The sequence below is a fragment of the Kocuria sp. ChxB genome (assembly GCF_044359605.1).
In the GTDB taxonomy this organism is placed as follows: domain Bacteria; phylum Actinomycetota; class Actinomycetes; order Actinomycetales; family Micrococcaceae; genus Kocuria; species Kocuria rhizophila.
Genome location: NZ_CP121123.1, coordinates 2,494,664 through 2,512,715, shown reverse-complemented (window position 1 = coordinate 2,512,715; position 18,052 = coordinate 2,494,664). Strand labels below are relative to the sequence as shown.

General features: G+C 66.9%; 19 protein-coding genes and 1 tRNA gene. 6 read left to right on the top strand and 14 right to left on the bottom strand.

Annotated features, from left to right (window positions below):
- Positions 1-25 precede the first annotated feature (25 nt).
- From P8S73_RS11025 to P8S73_RS11015, 3 genes are all read right to left on the bottom strand, one after another.
- On the bottom strand, positions 26-1,084 hold the full coding sequence (locus tag P8S73_RS11025) for a FecCD family ABC transporter permease (protein ID WP_396350401.1): 1,059 nt from the start codon (positions 1,082-1,084) through the stop codon (positions 26-28).
- A 120-nt stretch (positions 1,085-1,204) separates the two neighbouring features.
- Positions 1,205-2,110, bottom strand: coding sequence for an alpha/beta fold hydrolase (locus tag P8S73_RS11020; protein ID WP_257744898.1), 906 nt, complete (start codon positions 2,108-2,110; stop codon positions 1,205-1,207).
- Positions 2,107-2,826: a DUF998 domain-containing protein gene (locus P8S73_RS11015; protein ID WP_257744899.1), complete on the bottom strand. Its 720-nt coding sequence runs from the start codon at positions 2,824-2,826 to the stop codon at positions 2,107-2,109. Before P8S73_RS11015 ends, P8S73_RS11020 begins: the two co-directional genes overlap by 4 nt.
- Positions 2,827-3,306: 480 nt before the next feature.
- On the opposite strand from P8S73_RS11015, the gene P8S73_RS11010 reads away from it, so the two are divergent.
- The 5 genes from P8S73_RS11010 to P8S73_RS10990 all read left to right on the top strand — a co-directional run bounded on the left by P8S73_RS11010 (position 3,307) and on the right by P8S73_RS10990 (position 4,829).
- The gene (locus tag P8S73_RS11010; protein WP_257744900.1) at positions 3,307-3,429 is read left to right on the top strand and encodes a hypothetical protein; all 123 of its coding nucleotides are present in this window, start codon (positions 3,307-3,309) and stop codon (positions 3,427-3,429) included.
- Positions 3,430-3,504: 75 nt separating this feature from the next.
- Positions 3,505-3,900 carry a hypothetical protein gene (locus P8S73_RS11005; protein ID WP_257744901.1) on the top strand — a complete coding sequence of 132 codons (396 nt, stop codon included), beginning with the start codon at positions 3,505-3,507 and terminating at the stop codon, positions 3,898-3,900.
- A gap of 27 nt (positions 3,901-3,927) precedes the next feature.
- On the top strand, positions 3,928-4,167 hold the full coding sequence (locus P8S73_RS11000) for a hypothetical protein (protein ID WP_257744902.1): 240 nt from the start codon (positions 3,928-3,930) through the stop codon (positions 4,165-4,167).
- A complete protein-coding gene (locus tag P8S73_RS10995) occupies positions 4,168-4,344 on the top strand; it encodes a hypothetical protein (protein ID WP_257744903.1) in 177 nt (58 codons plus the stop codon).
- A 212-nt stretch (positions 4,345-4,556) separates the two neighbouring features.
- A complete protein-coding gene (locus P8S73_RS10990) occupies positions 4,557-4,829 on the top strand; it encodes a hypothetical protein (RefSeq protein ID WP_396350400.1) in 273 nt (90 codons plus the stop codon).
- Between the two features lie 258 nt (positions 4,830-5,087).
- Here the strand turns inward: P8S73_RS10990 and P8S73_RS10985 are convergent, their stop codons facing one another.
- Genes P8S73_RS10985 through P8S73_RS10960 form a run of 6 tightly spaced genes read right to left on the bottom strand, consistent with a single transcriptional unit; the run spans position 5,088 to position 10,863 of the window.
- The gene (locus P8S73_RS10985) at positions 5,088-5,489 is read right to left on the bottom strand and encodes a monovalent cation/H(+) antiporter subunit G (RefSeq protein ID WP_229565180.1); all 402 of its coding nucleotides are present in this window, start codon (positions 5,487-5,489) and stop codon (positions 5,088-5,090) included.
- Positions 5,486-5,680: an MrpF/PhaF family protein gene (locus P8S73_RS10980; RefSeq protein ID WP_257744921.1), complete on the bottom strand. Its 195-nt coding sequence runs from the start codon at positions 5,678-5,680 to the stop codon at positions 5,486-5,488. The genes P8S73_RS10985 and P8S73_RS10980 overlap by 4 nt, the downstream gene beginning before the upstream one ends.
- A 59-nt stretch (positions 5,681-5,739) precedes the next feature.
- Entirely contained in the window at positions 5,740-6,129 is a 390-nt protein-coding gene (locus tag P8S73_RS10975; protein WP_257744904.1) for a Na+/H+ antiporter subunit E, read from the bottom strand.
- Positions 6,126-7,607: a monovalent cation/H+ antiporter subunit D family protein gene (locus P8S73_RS10970; protein ID WP_308219540.1), complete on the bottom strand. Its 1,482-nt coding sequence runs from the start codon at positions 7,605-7,607 to the stop codon at positions 6,126-6,128. The genes P8S73_RS10975 and P8S73_RS10970 overlap by 4 nt, the downstream gene beginning before the upstream one ends.
- Positions 7,604-8,080, bottom strand: a complete 477-nt coding sequence (locus tag P8S73_RS10965) for a sodium:proton antiporter (protein WP_257744905.1) — start codon at positions 8,078-8,080, stop codon at positions 7,604-7,606. The genes P8S73_RS10970 and P8S73_RS10965 overlap by 4 nt, the downstream gene beginning before the upstream one ends.
- Positions 8,077-10,863, bottom strand: a complete 2,787-nt coding sequence (locus tag P8S73_RS10960) for a DUF4040 family protein (RefSeq protein WP_257744906.1) — start codon at positions 10,861-10,863, stop codon at positions 8,077-8,079. Before P8S73_RS10960 ends, P8S73_RS10965 begins: the two co-directional genes overlap by 4 nt.
- 122 nt (positions 10,864-10,985) lie before the next feature.
- Here P8S73_RS10960 and P8S73_RS10955 point away from each other — a divergent pair, with 122 nt between their 5' ends.
- Positions 10,986-11,936, top strand: coding sequence for a calcium/sodium antiporter (locus P8S73_RS10955; RefSeq protein WP_257744907.1), 951 nt, complete (start codon positions 10,986-10,988; stop codon positions 11,934-11,936).
- 330 nt (positions 11,937-12,266) lie between these two features.
- On the opposite strand, the gene P8S73_RS10950 is transcribed toward P8S73_RS10955, so the two are convergent.
- The 5 genes from P8S73_RS10950 to P8S73_RS10930 form a co-directional block, all read right to left on the bottom strand.
- Positions 12,267-12,342, bottom strand: a tRNA-Asn gene (locus P8S73_RS10950).
- 121 nt (positions 12,343-12,463) lie between these two features.
- Positions 12,464-14,509, bottom strand: a complete 2,046-nt coding sequence (gene dnaG / locus P8S73_RS10945) for a DNA primase (RefSeq protein ID WP_257744908.1) — start codon at positions 14,507-14,509, stop codon at positions 12,464-12,466.
- Between the two features lie 205 nt (positions 14,510-14,714).
- On the bottom strand, positions 14,715-16,034 hold the full coding sequence (locus tag P8S73_RS10940) for a deoxyguanosinetriphosphate triphosphohydrolase (RefSeq protein ID WP_396350399.1): 1,320 nt from the start codon (positions 16,032-16,034) through the stop codon (positions 14,715-14,717).
- A 5-nt stretch (positions 16,035-16,039) separates the two neighbouring features.
- Positions 16,040-17,224 carry a tRNA dihydrouridine synthase DusB gene (dusB, locus tag P8S73_RS10935; protein WP_039101410.1) on the bottom strand — a complete coding sequence of 395 codons (1,185 nt, stop codon included), beginning with the start codon at positions 17,222-17,224 and terminating at the stop codon, positions 16,040-16,042.
- The gene (locus P8S73_RS10930; RefSeq protein WP_259920035.1) at positions 17,205-18,038 is read right to left on the bottom strand and encodes a hypothetical protein; all 834 of its coding nucleotides are present in this window, start codon (positions 18,036-18,038) and stop codon (positions 17,205-17,207) included. Before P8S73_RS10930 ends, dusB begins: the two co-directional genes overlap by 20 nt.
- Between the last annotated feature and the right edge of the window lie 14 nt (positions 18,039-18,052).

Here is an 18,052-nt window from a genome sequence, read left to right as displayed (position 1 = left end):
GCCCGGGGCCGCGGTGCGCGCGCCCTCACCGGGAACCTCCGAACACGTAGCCGGCGCGGCGCATCAGCACCAGGAACACCGGCACGCCGATCAGCGCGGTCACCACGCCGAGCGGCAGCTCACGGGGCGGCACGGCCACGCGGCTGAGCAGGTCAACCCACACTATGAACAGCGCACCCACGAGCGGGGCCACCACCACGGCGCGCCGGTGGGCCGGTCCCAGGACGATGCGGGTGGCGTGCGGGACCACCAGTCCCACGAAGCCGATGGTCCCCGCAACCGAGACCAGGGTGGCGGTGCCCAGAACCGTGAGCGCGAACAGCTGCACGCGCATCCGGTCCGGGTCCACGCCCAGGCTCGCGGCGGAGCCGTCCCCCATGGACAGGGTGTCCAGGTCCTGTGCGCGCCATGCGAGCCACGCGAGGCACAGCGCGGTGGCGGCCACCGGCAGGGGAAGCTGCTGCCACGTGGCCGCGCCCAGGGAGCCGAGCATCCAGAACATCACGGTGCGGGCGGCGTCGCCCTTGGCGTCGAAGAAGACGATGGCCGACATCAGCGCCTGGAAGCCGAAGGAGAGCACCACGCCCGTGAGGATCAGCCGCACGGGCGCCACCCCGCCCGGGGTGCGGGACAGCAGGTACACGAGTGCCGACGCCGCCAGCGCGCCCAGGAACGCGGCCGCACTCAGCGCGAGTCCCCCGAGCGCGGCGAACAGTCCCCAGGAGACGACGGCGCTCGCCCCCACGGCCGCACCGGAGGAGATCCCCAGGATGAAGGGGTCCGCCAGGGGGTTGCGCACCATGGCCTGCGCAGCGATGTCCAGAGCGCTCAGCCCCGCTCCCACCACCGCCGCGAGCAGCACCCTCGGGGTGCGGATCTGCAGCACCACGGTGTAGTCGGTGAAGTCCGCCGCAGGTATTGCCCCGCCGGTCAGCGCGGCCCAGAAGAACCGGGCGGTGTCTGCGACGGGAATCTCCGCGGCACCCCACGAGACGGCGGCGGGAACGGAGGGGCCCAGCGCGACGAGCAGCGCGAGCACCAGCAGCGCGTGGGCGCGGGGCGAAAAGCGGGGTGTCGTGGTCATGGGACTGTAATGATAATCATTCGCATATGAGGACACAATATGTTGTCCTTGGCGCGCTGACCAGCAGCGGATGGCGCAGGGAGCGAGCGCGGTGAGCGGGCGGCGTCGTGCGCCGGGGCGTCAGTGGGAGGCGGCCTGGGCAATCAGCTCGGCGGTGCGGCGTGGCTGGTCGAGCATCACGAAGTGACCGCTGCGGGAGACCACCACGGAACGCGCCGAGGTCTCCTCCGCGAGCCGCGCGGCCTGCGCGAGGACGTGGCGCACCCACCGGGACAGCCCCGGCCGGGGCACGCGGCCGTTGGCGGCCACGACCGTGAGGGGCACCCCGGGGTCCAGGGGCAGACGGGCACGCAGTTCGCGGAGCCGGTTCATGCAGGCCACGTAGCCCGCGAGCTCGCGCAGGGAGGCCAGCAGCGTGTTCGACGCGGAGGCCTCAGCACGCAGTCCGCCCATCACCCGGGCCACGCGCAGTCGCCCGGGCACGAGAGCCACCGAGGCCGCAGGCCCCACGAGACGCCAGAGCCGGCGCACGGCCCGGGAGCGGGCGGCTGGGTGCGTGCGGTGGCGGAAGTGGCGGGCGGCACGGGCCTCGTCGTGCGCCCAGTCGGCCCCCTCGGCCTCGGGGACGGAGCCGTCGAGGAGCACGAGGGATGCCAGGCGCCCGGGATGCAGCCGAGCCGCGGCCTCCACAACGGCCGCACCGAAGGAGTGGCCCACCGCGGTGACGGGTCCGGTGACGTGCAGGACGTCGAGGACGGCGAGCAGGCGGGCGGCCTCCGCGTCCAGGTCCGGGAGGGTCTCGGGGACCGTCTGGCCCGGTGCGCATCCGGGGCGGTCCAGCACGATCACGCGGTGGCCCCCGCGCAGCAGCTCGACCACCGGCGCCCAGTCCCACAGCACGGAGGCCACGCCCGAGGAGCACACGAGCGCCGGGCCGGAGCCGATGTCCAGCACCCGGACCGGCACGCCCTGGACCGGGATCTCGCTCAGGTGCGCGCGCCACAGCGCAGCGGTGGACCGGTTCACGCCGCAACCGCCCGGGGTGCGGCGCGCACCCGGTCCACGACCGGCAGGCCCGCCACGGCCACGAGCCACACGACGATCGCGACCATGGAGATCCGCTGGGTGATCCCTTCCGTGGGGATCCTGGTGAGCAGGGCGTCCACCGCGGACAGGGCGATGGTCACGATGCCCACCCAGCTGGCGATCCGGGTCACCCGGTCGGCGGCGGTGCTCAGCACGAGAGACGCGAGCATGGCCACCACGAACGCCGTCCCCGCCACGGCGGAGGATGCGGTGTGCATGTGGTGCTGCAGCGGCAGCGTTCCCGCGGCCTCGGCGGCGGCGCACTCGGGTGAGACCGAGGGCGCGCACGTCATGGGATTGATGGCGTCCACCACCGTGGCCGCACCCGCCACGGCCAGCGCCGCGCACCACACCCGCACGGCCCACCGCGCACGACGCCGCGTGGGCCGGGAGGCGTCCAGCCCACCGAACCCGCCCGGCAATCCGCGCCACAGCGTGCGGGCCCGCGAGTAGGACAGGACGGCCATCACGATCAGCAGCATCCCGGCCACCCCGTCCGTGGTGCGCAGGAGCGTGGCCGCGGGGCGGTCCGCCACGAAGTACTCGGAGGCGTAGGACGTCCACGGATGCAGCTGCGGGTCCAGCAGCGGGGCAACGAGCCACGTGGAGTAGAGGACGGCGATCAGCGCCGCGAGACGGCGGGACGCGAGGGTCATGGAACTGGGTCACCCGCCTGTCGTCGTCGTGGGGCTGCGAGACTGCAGCAGAAGTTCACTGTATCGGTGCCCTGCTTGGAGTCCACGGGCCCCGAGAACTACGCAGGAATCCGTGACCAATCCGCCACCCCGAACGTATCCGGACATGGAGAAAGCCGGGCCCGTTCTGCGTTTCCGCAGGTCAGACCCGGTTCGTTGGCTCCCCCGACTGGACTCGAACCAGTAACCCTTCGATTATCCGCTCACCCCAGCCGCACACGGCTGTGCCCCGCCCTGGCAAGCCGGGGCGGGTCCCGGACGTACTCCTGGGCTCTGCGGACTCGTCAGCGCTCACGGCATCCGCTGGCCCACGTCTGATGCGGGACCTCCCGCACCGCCCCGCCATCCACAGGGGCCGACTTCAACACGTTCAGGGGCACACAACTCCGCAGCCTCGAACCCAAGTGCAAGACCCACCAACAACACCAGGATGTGATGGACATGGAATTCACCGACATGCTCGCCGAACTGATCGCCAGCGAGAGCGGCACCCTCGACCGCGTCGAGATCATCTCCACCACCCCGAACAGGACCACCATCGGCGAAGGGCTGATCGCCGAATGAAGATGGAAACCCCCGCAGACATCGCAGCCCTCACCCCCCTGGCTCCTCGGGTACGAACTGGGCGACAACGACGTCGTGCCGTTCAGCCTGGACCGGGACCAGAGCAACAGCGCCGTCACCGGGCCCGGCGTCAGGTTTCCCTGCGACGAGCTCGGCGAGGGCCTCGATGACTCCCTGCGCGACACCGCCCGGCGGATCGTGAAAGACTTCCATGGCAAGCCGCTGGCATTCACCATCGGCTACGGAGACAACGGCGATCTATTCTCCACCCGGGTAGCCGAGACCTTCCAGGACGCCATGGCGATCAACGCCGAGACGATCCCACCGCACCACGACGGGCCCCACGTGCAGATGATCGCCACCGACTGCCACAAGATCGACTGTGGCCCGCTACCCGACGTGTCCGCGGAAATGACCGCCCTGGGCAAGGCGACACCTTCGGCGTCGCGCACTATGAAGGACCGCGAGTAGCTCCCCGATCCCGTACCGGGTTACGACGTGCTGCCCTCCTCGCTCGCTGAACGCCTGGAGTCCTTCCCTCCGACCGAACGGGTCGAAGAAACCGTGCGGCTGGCTCGCGTGCTCGCCGATGGCCAGTCCCCACTGGTCTCAGGAAACCAGCAGCACCTGGCGGCGGTGATCAACCCCTCCACCGATCACCGGGTCTCGGACCGGCTGATGGTGGAAGCCTGCACCGACCCCACCCCGGCCATGACCGACACGCTGCGCCAGCTCTGAGTGCAAGCGCCACCGGAGTACCAGCAATCCATTGCCGGCCTCGCGGCAATCACCCACTACGCCCAGTACGGCAACTGCCAGGCGCTGCGCGCGGTCAGCGCCCAACTGGACCCCGAAGGGCCAGGAGCAGCCGACGCGAAGATCGTGCAGATGCTCGCCAGCACGCCGACCGAATGATTCTTCCCGTCGCTGGACACGACAAACCGGGCCTGTCCTGCGTCTCCGCAGATCAGGCCCGGTTGGGTGGCTCCCCCGACTGGACTCGAACCGGCAACCCTTCCATTGCGCGCTGTGGGCAGCCACCGCAGACGGCCCGGAATCCAGGGCGGAAACCTCCGACCCTGGGTGTGCTCGTGGGCTGTCGGGCGCCATGTAAGTCCACCGACGCCGTGAGCGCGGAGGCGGTCGAGGGCGGCGCAGACGCGCATCTCAACCGTCTCTTACTCCTCATGGGTAAAATTCACTGGATAGGTGCTGGGATCCTTAGTAATATTGGCTCCAACTCAAAAGAACGCGAATTACACAAAGCGTGGATAGGCCTGGAATTCGTCGACATGCACATTGGGCTGGTCGAGAACGAGTCAAAGAACCTGGACGGGGTCGAGATCGTCACCACCGCCCCGGAAGGACTCGTCGTGGGTGAGGAACTGATCTCGGAGTGAAGGTGGGATCACCGTCAGAGGGCACCGCCCAAACCCCGTGCGTGATCGGCTACAAAGTCGGTCAAAACGAGGTCGTTGTCATGACCCTGGACCGCGACAAGGCCGACGGCCCCGATGCCGACCCCCACGCCCTGCGGAAACTAGCCTCCCTTCTCACAGATGATCAGCATCCCCGATCAGTCCAGCTAGAAAGCAACTTGTTGCTTACATTGAGAGCTGGCCCAGTCACTTATTGGGCCGCACGCAATAAGTATTACCTCAGTTTTTATGGTTATTTTCCTCGCTGTCCTCCGCTAGCGCGTTTTTTCGGGTGGGCGAGTATAGCGGTGAACCTACAAGATAGGCTGCGCGGGCGATCGCCATCTCACCCACGGACGCGGTCACGAACTGCAAGATCACAGCTGCAAAGAGTTTGACCAGCATGTCCCACCCGGGGATGAGGAAAAACACGCCTGTGATAACGAGTGAGATACCCACGCCGGAGGCCGTCGCCACGCTGGACGACTTTGTGTAGAGGTCGGGTAGCCGGTACATGCCCAACGCTGCTGTAGCGAACAGGCCTGCGCCCGCCACCATAAGTAACTGGCCTAGTACGGACATCCACAGCGGCACACCGGTAAGTACCAACCAGTGGGTCCAATCGACGGTTGAGAGCATCATCGCCTCCCGTTGGTAAGGGCACGCGCCAAGGAGATGCTAGCGAGGAACCCGACGACAGTGGCAATGAGAATCAAATCGAAAACCACGCGACTGTTGGTGAGCACCCCGATTACCCCGAGCAGGCCTACAAATGAGAAGAATAGTAGATCAGATCCGATTGCCCGGTGAGCATCGTCAGGGCCACGGAACATGCGGAACGCCGCCACGACTGTCGCGTAGAGCAGCAACCCCAACGTGATAAGTACACCGATCATTCCGGGACTCCTTTCCTTCGGAAAGCATGCAACAGGTGGGTCTCGTCTTCCCGCAATTCACTCAGTGCTTGACCGACCCCGTCTGCATACATCACATGGACATAGATTCGTGACCCCGCGTGCCCATGGTCCGGATCATCGCCGGGGGCGTGCGGAGCGTCCCGGGTAGCCAAAACCAGGGTCCCAGGGGTCAGACTGATCATCATCGAAAGCACGGCGACTTCGAGGTCGCTGTCGCATTGAGTTACATATGCCACCACGACCGGTGAAGATTTCTGCTGGCTCACGGCCACGTCTTTGACGACTGCGATGTTGGTCAACGCAAGGCGGCCAATGAACCAAAGAGCGAACCATACGAGACGGAGGGGCCAAGTAAGCCAGCTCATGCTCCAACCACCGCCTCGACGTACGTGCTCGGATCAGTCAGCCCAGCTGCTGCAACACGGCACAGTGCAAGGAGCGGTTCGGCGCCCAGACCCAGGCCGATTGTTACGCCAGCCAGGGCAAATGCGGGCAGAATCAGCGGGATGCTCACCCGGCCTACGTTGTTTTCGGCTTCCTGTGGTTCGCCCATGAACATCGCCCCCCAGATCTTGAGCATCGAAAGAATAGTGAACAAGCTCACAACCACTGCAACTACGGCAACAGCTAACTGCCCTGCGTCCAGGGCAGCGACGATCAGCGTCAGCTTGGCCACGAAACCCGAGAAGGGAGGGATTCCGGCAAGTGACATCCCAGCGACGAAGAATACGATTGCTGTGAGGGGTTCCCGCCGCCCCAAGCCAGACACGCCACCCAACGTGTGCCGACCGTGTACGAGTTCGACCGCCCCGGTCGAGAGAAACAAAGATGCTTTCACGAACATGTGGTGCAGCAGGTAGAAGACGCCAGCCGCCAACCCGAGCGGGGTGAAGAGGGCCAGGCCCATGAGGATGTAACCGATCTGGCTGACCATGTGGAACGACAGGATTGCTCGCGCGTCAGTCTGTCCGACAGCACCAAGGACCCCGAAGATCATGGTCAGTGCGAATACTGTAGCTCCAATCCACAGGTACCGCTCGTCACCATCGAAGGCGATGGCGTACAACCGGAAAAATGCGTACACACCCACCTTGGTGTGCAGGCCCGAGAACAAAGCGGTCACCGCCGGTGACATGAAAGGATAGGTCCGTGGCAACCACCCATGCACGGGGAAGGCTGCGGCCTTGACCGACAACGCAACCAAAATGATGGCGAATGCGGTACCGGCCTCGGGCGATTTGGCGGCGGCACCCCAAAGCTGCGCCAGGTTCACGGTCCCGGTGACGCCGTACACCAAACCGATCCCGGCCAATAACAGAGTAGAGGCGAGAAGGCTGACGGTTATATAGATCCGCGGCGCGGTGACTTGCATGAGCTGACCACGGCCCCGGCGAGCTACGACGAGCAAGGCGTACGAAGGCAGAAGCATGACCTCGATAAACACGAACAGGTTGAACAGGTCACCGGTCAAGAGCGCACCATTCACCCCGCCAGTCAGTATGAGCACCATCGCAGAGAAGTACCCCTGCCCGGTTTGCCGCGAGACAATAGCGAACCACAGGCACACCAGGGTCAATAAGCCCGTTGCGGTCACCATTAGAGCCCCGAACAGGTCAGCCACGAACGTGATCCCCAACGGTAGATCCCAGCCGCCGACGTGCCCAGCGACGACGGTACCGTCACGCACCGTAGCCACGAGCAGGGTCCCCGCCGCAACGTTGAGAAGCAGCACCGCAACGGCCAGCGCATGAGTGAGCCGGGTCCTGCGGTTGGTGAGCACAAGGACAGCGCCGACAAGAATGGGCAGCGCAGCATACAAGGGTAGGGATGATGCAGGAATCATCGGGTTTCCTTCCCTCTCACGCCAAACGTGTCGAGATCATCGGCCCAGTCAAGGTACGGGTGAGGGTGGGTTGGTTCGGGACCGCCCGGTTCTCTGCGGCGGGGATGCTGCTCGACCTCCGCGGCATCGATGAGGTGAGGGGTCTCCATCTCGCGTCCCGCAAGCTTGATGTGGGTGTCGTCATCGCCTTCGCCGGTGATGGAAAGGACCAAGAGCAGCATCGTGATCGCGAAAGCGATCACGATGGCTGTGAGCACAAATGCTTGAGGAAGAGGATCCGAGACCTGGGCCGGGTCCAGCTCTGACCCGATGGCAGTTTCGCGACGATCGATACCTCCCGCGGCCATGATCATGAGATTGACCCCGTTGCTCAGCAGAATGAAGCCCACAATGATGCGCATCAGGCCGCGCCTAAGGATCATAAACACCCCGCCGCCGACGAGCAGTCCGATACCGATCGCAAGAACACTCATGCGGATCCCTCCCTTCCCTTCTGGTCTGCGAATCCCCGGGTTCGCGGCTCTTCGGGCTTTCGGAGGGGAGGAGCAGACTCATCGATGCCGAGCTTGTTGATGGCAGCCAGGATCACCCCGATTACGTTGAGGTAGACACCAAGGTCAAAGATCAGGGCCGTGCTGAGCTTGACAGGGCCGATCTCAGCGGTGAGCGGGCGCAAAAACGCCCCATCACCGAACCCGAGCAGACCCGAGAGAACGGCGATGATCGTCCCTGCGGCGATGAAGCGCATGTACGGCAACCGCAAGGAGCTGACCCGATTGCTCGAGGCGGATAGATAGGTGAGGGCGACGGCAGCTCCACCGATGAGCGCGGCGATGAAGCCCCCACCTGGTGCTGAATGCCCCCGGATGTAGTAGAAGACACTGAAAGCCAACAGGATTGGCACCAGGATCTTGGCCGTGAATCGTAGGGTAAGCGAGTTCTCGTAGGAATCCTGACTCGCACTCGTCGGCTCCACCCGGATCAGGCTCGGCCGAAGGGGCAGCACGCCGCGCGCATCCAGGGCAGCCACCAGCGCCAACCCGGTGACACCGACCACGACCGCCTCACCGAAAGTGTCCAGTGCGCGGAAATCTACAAGGATCACGTTGACGAGGTTGGTTCCGCCAGTCAGATCGTAGCTGCGGTCCAGCAACGTTGCCCCCACCTCTGATATAGGCCGACGGCCGGTGAGCGTGGCGGTGGCCAGGGTCGCCAGCACTCCCACAAGGACACCCAGGGTGCCTGCGAACCACAATCGCCCGCGACCCGTCACGTGGAAAGTGCGCGGAAGTCGGCCAAGCAGCAACCCCATGATGACAACGGTCAAAATTTCGACTAGCAGCTGCGTCAAGGCCACATCGGGGGCACCGAGCGCGTAGAACCAAAGGGCGACAGCAAAACCCGCGACACCTACGGTTGTTACCAGTGCCATACGTGTCGTGGCCCGGATCGCCAACACCACACCAAGCGCGATGAGCGATAACGCGACCCAATCGACCCAGTGGACAAGATCGGGTTGAACCGGCCCTGGGCGCACACTGGTCAGCCCCACGGCGCCGAGGCCTACCACCATTGCCAGCGGCGGCACCAGATGTCGCATAGGAGCATCGGAATCGGTCAATCGACCAACCTGAACACCAAGCGAGATAGAACCGGTACGGAACGCTTCGACCACGTCCACCGCGCGAACAGGAGAAAGATCGCGCGCCAAGACATGGTCCACAGGCTTGCGCTGCCACACCAGCCACGCACCCACTGTCACCACCACTGCAGTCATGCCCAGTTCCGGTGTGAACCCGTGCCAAAGCGACAGATCCGCGCTCACAGGTCCCACACCGATCGCTCTAGTTGCGGCATTGATCAACGGTTCAGCCACAGGGCCCGCCACTCCGAGAACCAGGCTGGCCACCACTACGACACCGACTGGAACCAGCAGGCTCGGCTTGCCCTCGCGCGGCGCGTTGGCGATTCTCTTCCCGCGGAAGACGGCGAGAACCATGCGAGCGGAGTACGCAAGCGTACACATCGCCGCGAGCACAGCCACGCCCCCAACAACCCACGCCACACCACCGGGAAGTTGCGCCATCGCCTTGAACATTGCCTCTTTCGACACGAACCCGAACAGAGGCGGCAAACCAGCCATGGAGACAGCGCTGAGCGTGAGAAAACCTGCCGTCCACGGCATCGTCTGCCACACCCCCCGTATCTTGCGGATGTCCCGCGTACCCCACTCGTGGTCGATCACTCCGACCGCCATGAAGAGGGATGACTTGAACAGTGCATGTGCGACAACGTGCACGATTGCTCCCAAGAGGGCATACGCGGAACCGAGGCCGATCGTCGCGACAAGAAAACCAAGCTGGCTGACGGTCGAATAAGCGAGAAGCTCTTTCAGGTCATGACGTTGCAGCGCGAAGACTGCACCCATGAGAGCGGTTATCAAACCGATTGCTACGAGAAGGATGTTCCACACCGGCACGTCGGACAGGGCCGTGGAAAAACGCAACAGCACATAGATCCCGGCTTTTACCATCGCAGCAGCGTGCAGATAGGCACTCACGGGCGTTGAGGCGACCATCGCGTCCGGCAACCATGCATGAAACGGGAACTGCGCCGATTTCGTGAACGCGGCAACAGCCACCAGCACGGCGATCGTGGCAGCAAAACCAGGCGCCTTCTGCCACTCCGGAGCCGCAAGAATGGCACTCAGTGAGGTGGTTCCGAACCGTGCCCACATGAGCGCGACGGCCGTAAGCAGAGCAAGACCGCCTGAGGCCGTCACGAGGAACGTTCTGACTGCCGGGCCCTTCGCTTTGGGCCCAGATTGGCTAATGAGCAGGAACGAGCACACGGTCGTGAACTCCCACATCACCCACAGCACCACGATGTCGTCGGTGAGCACCAACCCTGTCATGGCAGCTGCGAAGAAGGTCAACAGGCCGAGGAAGGTGCCATGGCGACCACGTGGTAGATACCCTGCTGTGTAAGCCAGCACGACTGCGCCGATCACCAACACGACCAAACCGAAGACCAGCGACAACCCGTCGAGTCTCAGGGTCATCCCGACCCCCAACGAGGGCATCCAGGGATAGGACTCTGTGACAGGTCGGCCACCCCAGGCCGCTGCCAGCAGCCCGGCCGCGGCAAGCAGGCCTGCAGCAGCGAACCACCCGGCTTTGCGCCCCAACGCTTGACCCAGGGCTAAGGTGGCAAGGCATACCCCAGCTGTCAGGACAAGCGGGCTCAGCAATGCCATGGTGGGTCCTTCCTCAAAAAGGTTGTCAAGATGCTTCCACCCCATCGAGTGTTCGAATACCGGGCAACTCTCCCACGGTAGCGTGGATGCGGCCCCGGGGGCGTTCTCATTAGACTCTTGGAGTGGATCTCACTGCAATCGCTGCCGCGCTGGCCGGGTTTGTCCTCTTGGTGATCGGTGGAGAAGTACTTGTGACCGGAGCGAAGGGTATCTCCCTCCGGTTCGGGTTGCGCCCGGCTACGGTGGGTGTCACCGTTGTCGCGCTGGCCACGTCGGCGCCTGAGCTGGCAGTGTCGGTGGGAGCGACACTGAGCGGGGACCCGGGACTGACGCTCGGCAACGTCATTGGCAGTAACATCGCCAACGTCTTGCTCGTCCTCGGAACCGCTGCCGTTCTGGCCCCGGTGGTTCTGACGCGGGAAGCCACGCGGCGTGATCTGCCGGTGAGCATCGCGTTCACCGTCGTCCTCATACTTTTGGCTGCGGATGGAACAGTCAGCAAGGCCGATGGCTTCGTGCTGATTGTGATGTTGGCCATGCACCTGGGCTGGGCCGTATGGTCCACGAGATCTGGCAAGACCCTCGCGACCACCCCTCCATCCGATCAGAAGACAACCCCCACTCAAGCTTTTGGGCGCATCATCGCGGGAACTATGTCGCTGGTGGCAGGAGCTGAACTCCTCGTGTACGGGGCCGGTTCTCTAGCGCAAGCATGGGGCGTTGATGAGGTGGTAGTGGGTCTAGCCGTTGTGGCTATAGGCACTTCCCTACCGGAGCTTGCCGCCGCGGTTTCAGCAGCGCGCCGAGGTGAGGCCACACTGGCCGTGGGCAATGCACTGGGGAGCAACATTGCCAACATCGGACTTGTCCTTGGGGTCCCAGCACTGCTCGTCGCGCCGATCCCCGTTCCTTTCCCCGCAGTGCGACAAGATATTTTCTTTGCTTTCTTGGTCTCTTTATGTCTATGGGTGGTGGGCGTGGGGCGAGGCCGAATTGGGCGGGTTGGGGGCGTGGCCTTCGCCCTTGGGTACCTAATCTACATCGCCTCCCTGGTAATGACAGACCGCCCCTGACCAAGTATGGATGCTACGTACCCAAATGTTCTGCTTGCCCAGGAGGGGCACCGTCTCCGGCGCGGTTCGACGAGCATGCTCTCACCTGTCGATGACCGGTTGCCGGATCCTGTTCAGGGGTCACAATTAGGACACCTGCCATCTTCACCGACATGCAGGAAGGTACACCCCCCCCCCACAGCTTGAAGCCCCACCCTGGACGTCGGCCACACTGACGAGAACTCGTCGGAACCCCACGCAGTGGCTAAATGAGGTGGGCACGGTTGAACTTCCACGCCTGAGAGGAACGCAAAGAAACCCCCTCCCCTTCCGGGGAGGAGGCCTCCGTGGTGGCTCCCCCGGCTGGACTCGAACCAGCAACCCTTCGATTAACAGTCGAATGCTCTGCCAATTGAGCTACGGGGGAATGTGCACGTTGCCGCGCAACGAGACGATACTCTACCTCCCGTCGCGGGCTTCCTCAACTTGCCTCGCCGCTGGCCGGACAGCGCCGCACCCGCCCGCCCTGCGGAAGGAAAGCTTGCGCCTCACACCCCCATGAGGCTGCGCCGCTGCAGCTCCAGGTCCAGCAGCTCGCGGTTGAGCTGCTGGTACAGGTCCGGCTCGCGCTGGGCGTTGAGCCGGTTGAGGTGCGCGAGCTTGTCGGACTTCTCCCGGTTGATGTGCATCTCCACGAGCGAGGTGATGACCCCCACCGCGTAGTTGCGCATCTGCTGCTCGGTGGCCGCAGGCAGCGGCGTGACGGACAGCTGCGCCAAGTAGCCGTGCAGGGGTTCGGGCAGGTGGTTCCGAACGGACTCCAGCCACACGCGTCCGCCTTGGACACCCTCTCCCAGGTCCGCACGGGCACCCACCACGGCGTCGTGCATGACCTGGTGCACCCGGTACGTCATGCCCGCAGACTCGAAGTGCCCCCAGTAGGCCAGCGGCACGAGGTCCGGGACCTGCAGCACCACTTCCAGCGCCTCGCGCTCCATGCGGGACACCGGCTCCCGTGGGTCGGGCAGCTCCACCGGCCGGGGCCCCTGCGGCTCCTCGGGTGACCCATCGTGAGCGCCGGCCGCTCCCCGCGAGGCCTGCGGGTCGTGGTCCGCTCCCCCGCGCGATGGTCCCTGGGCCTGCTGCCGGCCGCGAGCGCCGTCGTACCCGGAACCGGCCGGTCCTGCCCCAGAACGCCCCGAACCCGCGGACCCATGGCCGGAGGGGCCGGAAGACCCAGCACCCGAGGGTCCCGAACCGCCGCGCTGCGCGGACTTCGCCGCCGCGCTCACCGCGCGCATCACCTCGTCCGTCTCGATCCCGAGCCACCCGGAGAGCTCCCGCGCATAGGCGGGGCGCAGCGAGGGGTCGCGGATCTGCGCGACGATGGGCGCGCACGCCCGCATGGCGCGCAGCCGCCCCTCCAGGCTGTTGACGTCGTACTCCTTGATGGTGGCCCGCAGCGCGAACTCGAACAGCGGGGTGCGGGTCTCCACGAGATCCCGCACCGCCACGTCCCCGCGGGCCAGGCGGAGGTCGCACGGATCCATGCCGTTCGGCTCCACGGCCACGTAGGTCTGGGCCACGAAGCGCTGGTCCTCCTGGAAGGCGCGGAGCGCGGCCTTCTGCCCGGCGGCGTCGCCGTCGAAGGTGAAGACCACCTCGCCACCGGCGGAGTCGTCCGAGAGGAAGCGGCGCACGATCTTGATGTGCTCCGGGCCGAACGCCGTGCCGCACGTGGCCACCGCCGTGGAGACGCCGGCCAGGTGGCACGCCATGACGTCCGTGTAGCCCTCCACCACCACCACCTGCTTTGTCTTGGCGATGGGCCGCTTGGCCAGGTCGATGCCGTAGAGCACCTGGGACTTCTTGTAGAGCTGCGTCTCGGGGGTGTTGAGGTACTTGGGGCCCTGGTCGTCCTCGTAGAGCTTGCGCGCCCCGAAGCCGATCACCTCCCCTGCCACCGCACGGATGGGCCAGATGAGCCGACCGCGGAAGCGGTCGTAGAGCCCGCGGTTGCCCTCCGAGAACATGCCGGTGAGCTTGAGCTCCTGCTCCGTGAACCCCTGGTTGCGCAGGTGGTTCAGCAGGTGGGACCAGCCCTGCGGCGCGTAGCCCACCCCGTAGGTGCGGGCGGCGTCCTGGTCGAAGCCGCGCTCCCCCAGGAACTTCTGGGCGGCGGCGGCCTGGCGGGTGTAGAGGCTGCGCTGGAAGAACTCGGCGGCCACCTTGTGGGCGTCCAGCAGACGCTGGCGGCGGCCCACCTCCTCGCGGTTGGGTGCGCCGCCCTGCTCGTAGTGCAGCTCGTAGCCGATGCGCGCGGCCAGCCGCTCCACGGTCTCCGTGAACGGGGTATGGTCCATCTCCATGAGGAACGCGATGACGTCCCCGGACTCGTCGCAGCCGAAGCAGTGGTACGTGCCCATCTGCGGGCGAACGTGGAAGGACGGCGAGCGCTCGTCGTGGAACGGGCACAGCCCCTTGTAGGAACCGATCCCCGCGGGCTTGAGGGTCACGTACTGCTCGACGACCTCGCGGATGTCCGTGCGCGCGCGAACCTCGTCGATGTCTTCACGCTTGATCAGTCCGGCCACTGGGCCAGTTTAGGCACCCCGTCAAACCACGGACGGCGCCGCCCGGGCGGGTGTGCAGGGTGCCCCGCACGGTGCGTGGAAGACGCCCTGCCGCGGCAGGGCCCCAGGGGACGACGACGCCGCGCGGGACCAACCCGGCGCGGCCACCGCCCGCGTGGGCACGGTCTGCCCCCATCCGACCCAGGGCAAGCCCGGGCCCGCCCGCTCACCAGAGCGGCTTGTCCCCGGTCCGCCAGTTGGTACCGCGGATCCTGTCGTGCAGTGCCACGGCCGAGTGGTCCGTGAGGCACGCGATCTGGTCCACCACGAGGCGCAGCCGCGCGGCCTCCGCCCCCGGTCCGTCCTCCACGGCCCGCCAGTCCGCGGCGAACTCCGGGGAGAGGAACCGGCCGTCGGTCTCCATGAGGGCCTCCACCAGGATGGTGAGGATCTCGTGCTGGTTCTCGTACAGGGGCATGGCGTCCCGCACGGTCATCACGAACGCGGTGGCGATGCCCTTGAGCACCCCGATCTCCAGCTCGGTCTCCCGGGGCACCACGAGGGACGCCCGGTACCTGGTGAGCCAGTCCTCCCCGGCGACCTCCCGGGTGGCCTCCACCGCGGACATCGCGAAGCGTCCGATGAGCTGGCTCGTCATGTTCTTCAGCTGCGCGAGGTCCCCGCGGGTGCCGTCCATGCGCGGCACCCAGGCCGGGGTGGCCTCGAGACGGTGCAGGGCGGCGTCGAGCTCCTCGTCCGTGGCGTCCGGGAGGTACCAGCCGCGCGTGCACTCGATGACGCGCCCGCGCTGGGTGGGCTCGGCCAGCAGGTCCAGCTGCAGGGCGTGGGCGGCCACGGCGTCCTCCACGTCGTGCACGCTGTAGGAGATGTCGTCCGCGAGGTCCATGACCTGCGCCTCCAGGCACTTGCGGCCCTCCACCGCGCCCTCGCGGAACCACTCGAACACGGGGAGGTCGTCCTCGTACGCGCCGAACTTCCGGTTGGGCCGCCCGTCCGCCCGCGGCGGGGCGTCCTCGGCGGACCATGGGTACTTGCACGTGGCGTCCAGCGTGGCACGCGTGAGGTTCAGACCCGCAGGCTCCCCCGAGGGCGTCACGAGCTTGGGTTCCAGCCGCACGAGCAGCCGCAGGGTCTGGGCGTTGCCTTCGAAGCCCCCGATCCCCCGCGTCAGCTGCGCGAGCACGGTCTCCCCGTTGTGCCCGAAAGGAGGGTGGCCGAGGTCGTGGGACAGGCACGCGGCGTCGACCACGTCCGGGTCGCAGCCCAGCGCCTTGCCGAGCTCCCGCCCGATCTGCGCGACCTCCAACGAATGGGTGAGGCGGTTGCGCACGAAGTCGTCCGTCTGCGGGGCGACCACCTGCGTCTTGGCCGCGAGCCGGCGCAGGGCGGAGCTGTGCAGCACGCGCGCGCGGTCCCGCTCGAAGTGGCTGCGGTGGCGGTTGTGGTGGTCCTCGCTGACGTAGCGCTCGGTGTCCGAGGGCTCGTAGCCGGGGGCCAGGATGCCCAGGCGGTCGGGAGTGTGCACGGCGCTCAGCCTCCCGAGACGTCGAGTTCGGCGGCCGCGAGACCCAGCCGTTCGGCGTCGCCCAGGATCCGCGAGGACAGCCAGCCGTCCGGCAGGTGCGGCTTCTTGGGCGAGCCCGCGCGCCCGCGGGGCCCCTCCACGTCCGCACCGGGGTAGGGGGCGTCCAGGTCCAGCTGGTCCAGCAGCTCGCGCAGCGCGGCGAGGTCCGGGACCTGCGCCATCTTCGCGCGCAGCTCACCGCCCACGGGGTAGCCCTTGAAGTACCAGGACACGTGCTTGCGGATCTCGCGGCAGCCCTTGGCCTCGTCCCCGAACTCCTCGGTGAGCAGCTCCGCGTGGCGGTAGACGGTGTCCGCGACCTTGCGCACGCCCGGCCGGAAGCGGCGGGGGCTGCCCTCGAACGCGGCCTGCAGGTCCCCGAACAGCCACGGCCGGCCCTGGCAGCCGCGGCCCACGACGACGCCGTCCACGCCCGTGTGCTCGACCATCCGCACCGCGTCCTCGGCCGAGAAGATGTCCCCGTTGCCGAGCACGGGGATGTCCGGCAGGGCCTCGCGCAGCCGCGCGATCGCATCCCAGTTCGCGGTGCCCGAGTAGTGCTGCTCCAGGGTGCGTCCGTGCAGTGCGACGGCGGCCACGCCCTCGTCCCGGGCCATGCGCCCGGCGTCCAGGTAGGTCTGGTGCTCGTCGTCGATGCCGATGCGCATCTTCACCGTCACGGGAATGTCCCCGGCCTCGCGCACCGCGGTGCTCACGATCGCGCGGAACAGGTCCGTCTTCCACGGCAGCGCGGAGCCGCCGCCGCGCTTGGTGACCTTGGGCACGGGGCAGCCGAAGTTGAGGTCGATGTGGTCCGCGCGGTCCTCCTGCGCGACCATCCGCACGGCTTTGCCCACGTTCACGGCGTCCACGCCGTAGATCTGGATGGAGCGCGGGGTCTCGTCCGGGTCGTGGTGGATGATCCGCAGGGACTCCGGCCGCCGCTCCACCAGGGCGCGCGCCGTGACCATCTCGGTCACGTACAGGCCCCCGCCGTACTCGCGGCACAGCTTGCGGAAGGACTTGTTGGTCACCCCGGCCATGGGGGCCAGCACCACGGGGACGTCGATGGTCAACGGTCCCAGGTGCAGCGGCTTCAGGTTCAGCACGGCCGGTTCGCGGTCCGCGGTCTCAGTCGTCTCGGTGCTCATCGCCTGACATTGTCTCACCTGCGGCCCGGGCCCCCGCCGCGATCTGCTCCAGGCGCACCGCGAGCTTGAACGCGCGCACCTGCTCGTCCCGGCGGCCCAGGGTCTTGCACGCCGCCCCGAGCTCCCGCAGGCAGGCCACCCACTCGTCCGTGTGGGCCTCCGGATCGGGCAGGGCCGAGTACAGGTTGGAGGCGTTCTCCAGGGCGTGGGCGGCGTCGGCCCACGCCATCCGGTCCGCGGCGAGCGCCGCGAGCCCCCTCCAGCACAGGATCTGCCCGGCCACGTCCCGGCGGGACTCGCAACCGCTGAGCACCGCCTCGTAGTGCTCCTCCGCCACACGACGCCGCCCCGCCGCCTGCGCCGCCGTGGCCAGGTGGGAGGTCCAGCGCAGGTCCTCGCGGGTCACGAACCCGGCGCCGCCCGCGTGAGCCGGCCGGTCGGGATCCACCCCGGCCACCTCGGCGCCCTCCTGGAAGACCCGGTACGCGTCCCACGGGCGCCCGAGGGCGAGCAGCACGTCCCCGAGCTCCTCCAGGCACCGCACCCGCCCGCGCACGGACCGCGCGGTGCGCTCCGCCCGGCGGTACTGAACGGCGCCGATCCGGTAGTGGTGCTCGGCGTCGGTGAGATTCCCCGCGTCCCGCTCCAGATCCCCCAGCGACGACGCCGCGTCACCCGCCGCGCACCACGCGTCACCCAGGCGGGCGGTGCGCAGGGCGTCCTCGAGCAGCGTCCGAGCCTCGACGAGGTCGCCGCGCTCACGGGCGGCGGCGGCGCGCTTGAGCCGGCGGGCGGAGGTCTGGGCTGCGAACATGCTGCGCTTCCGGG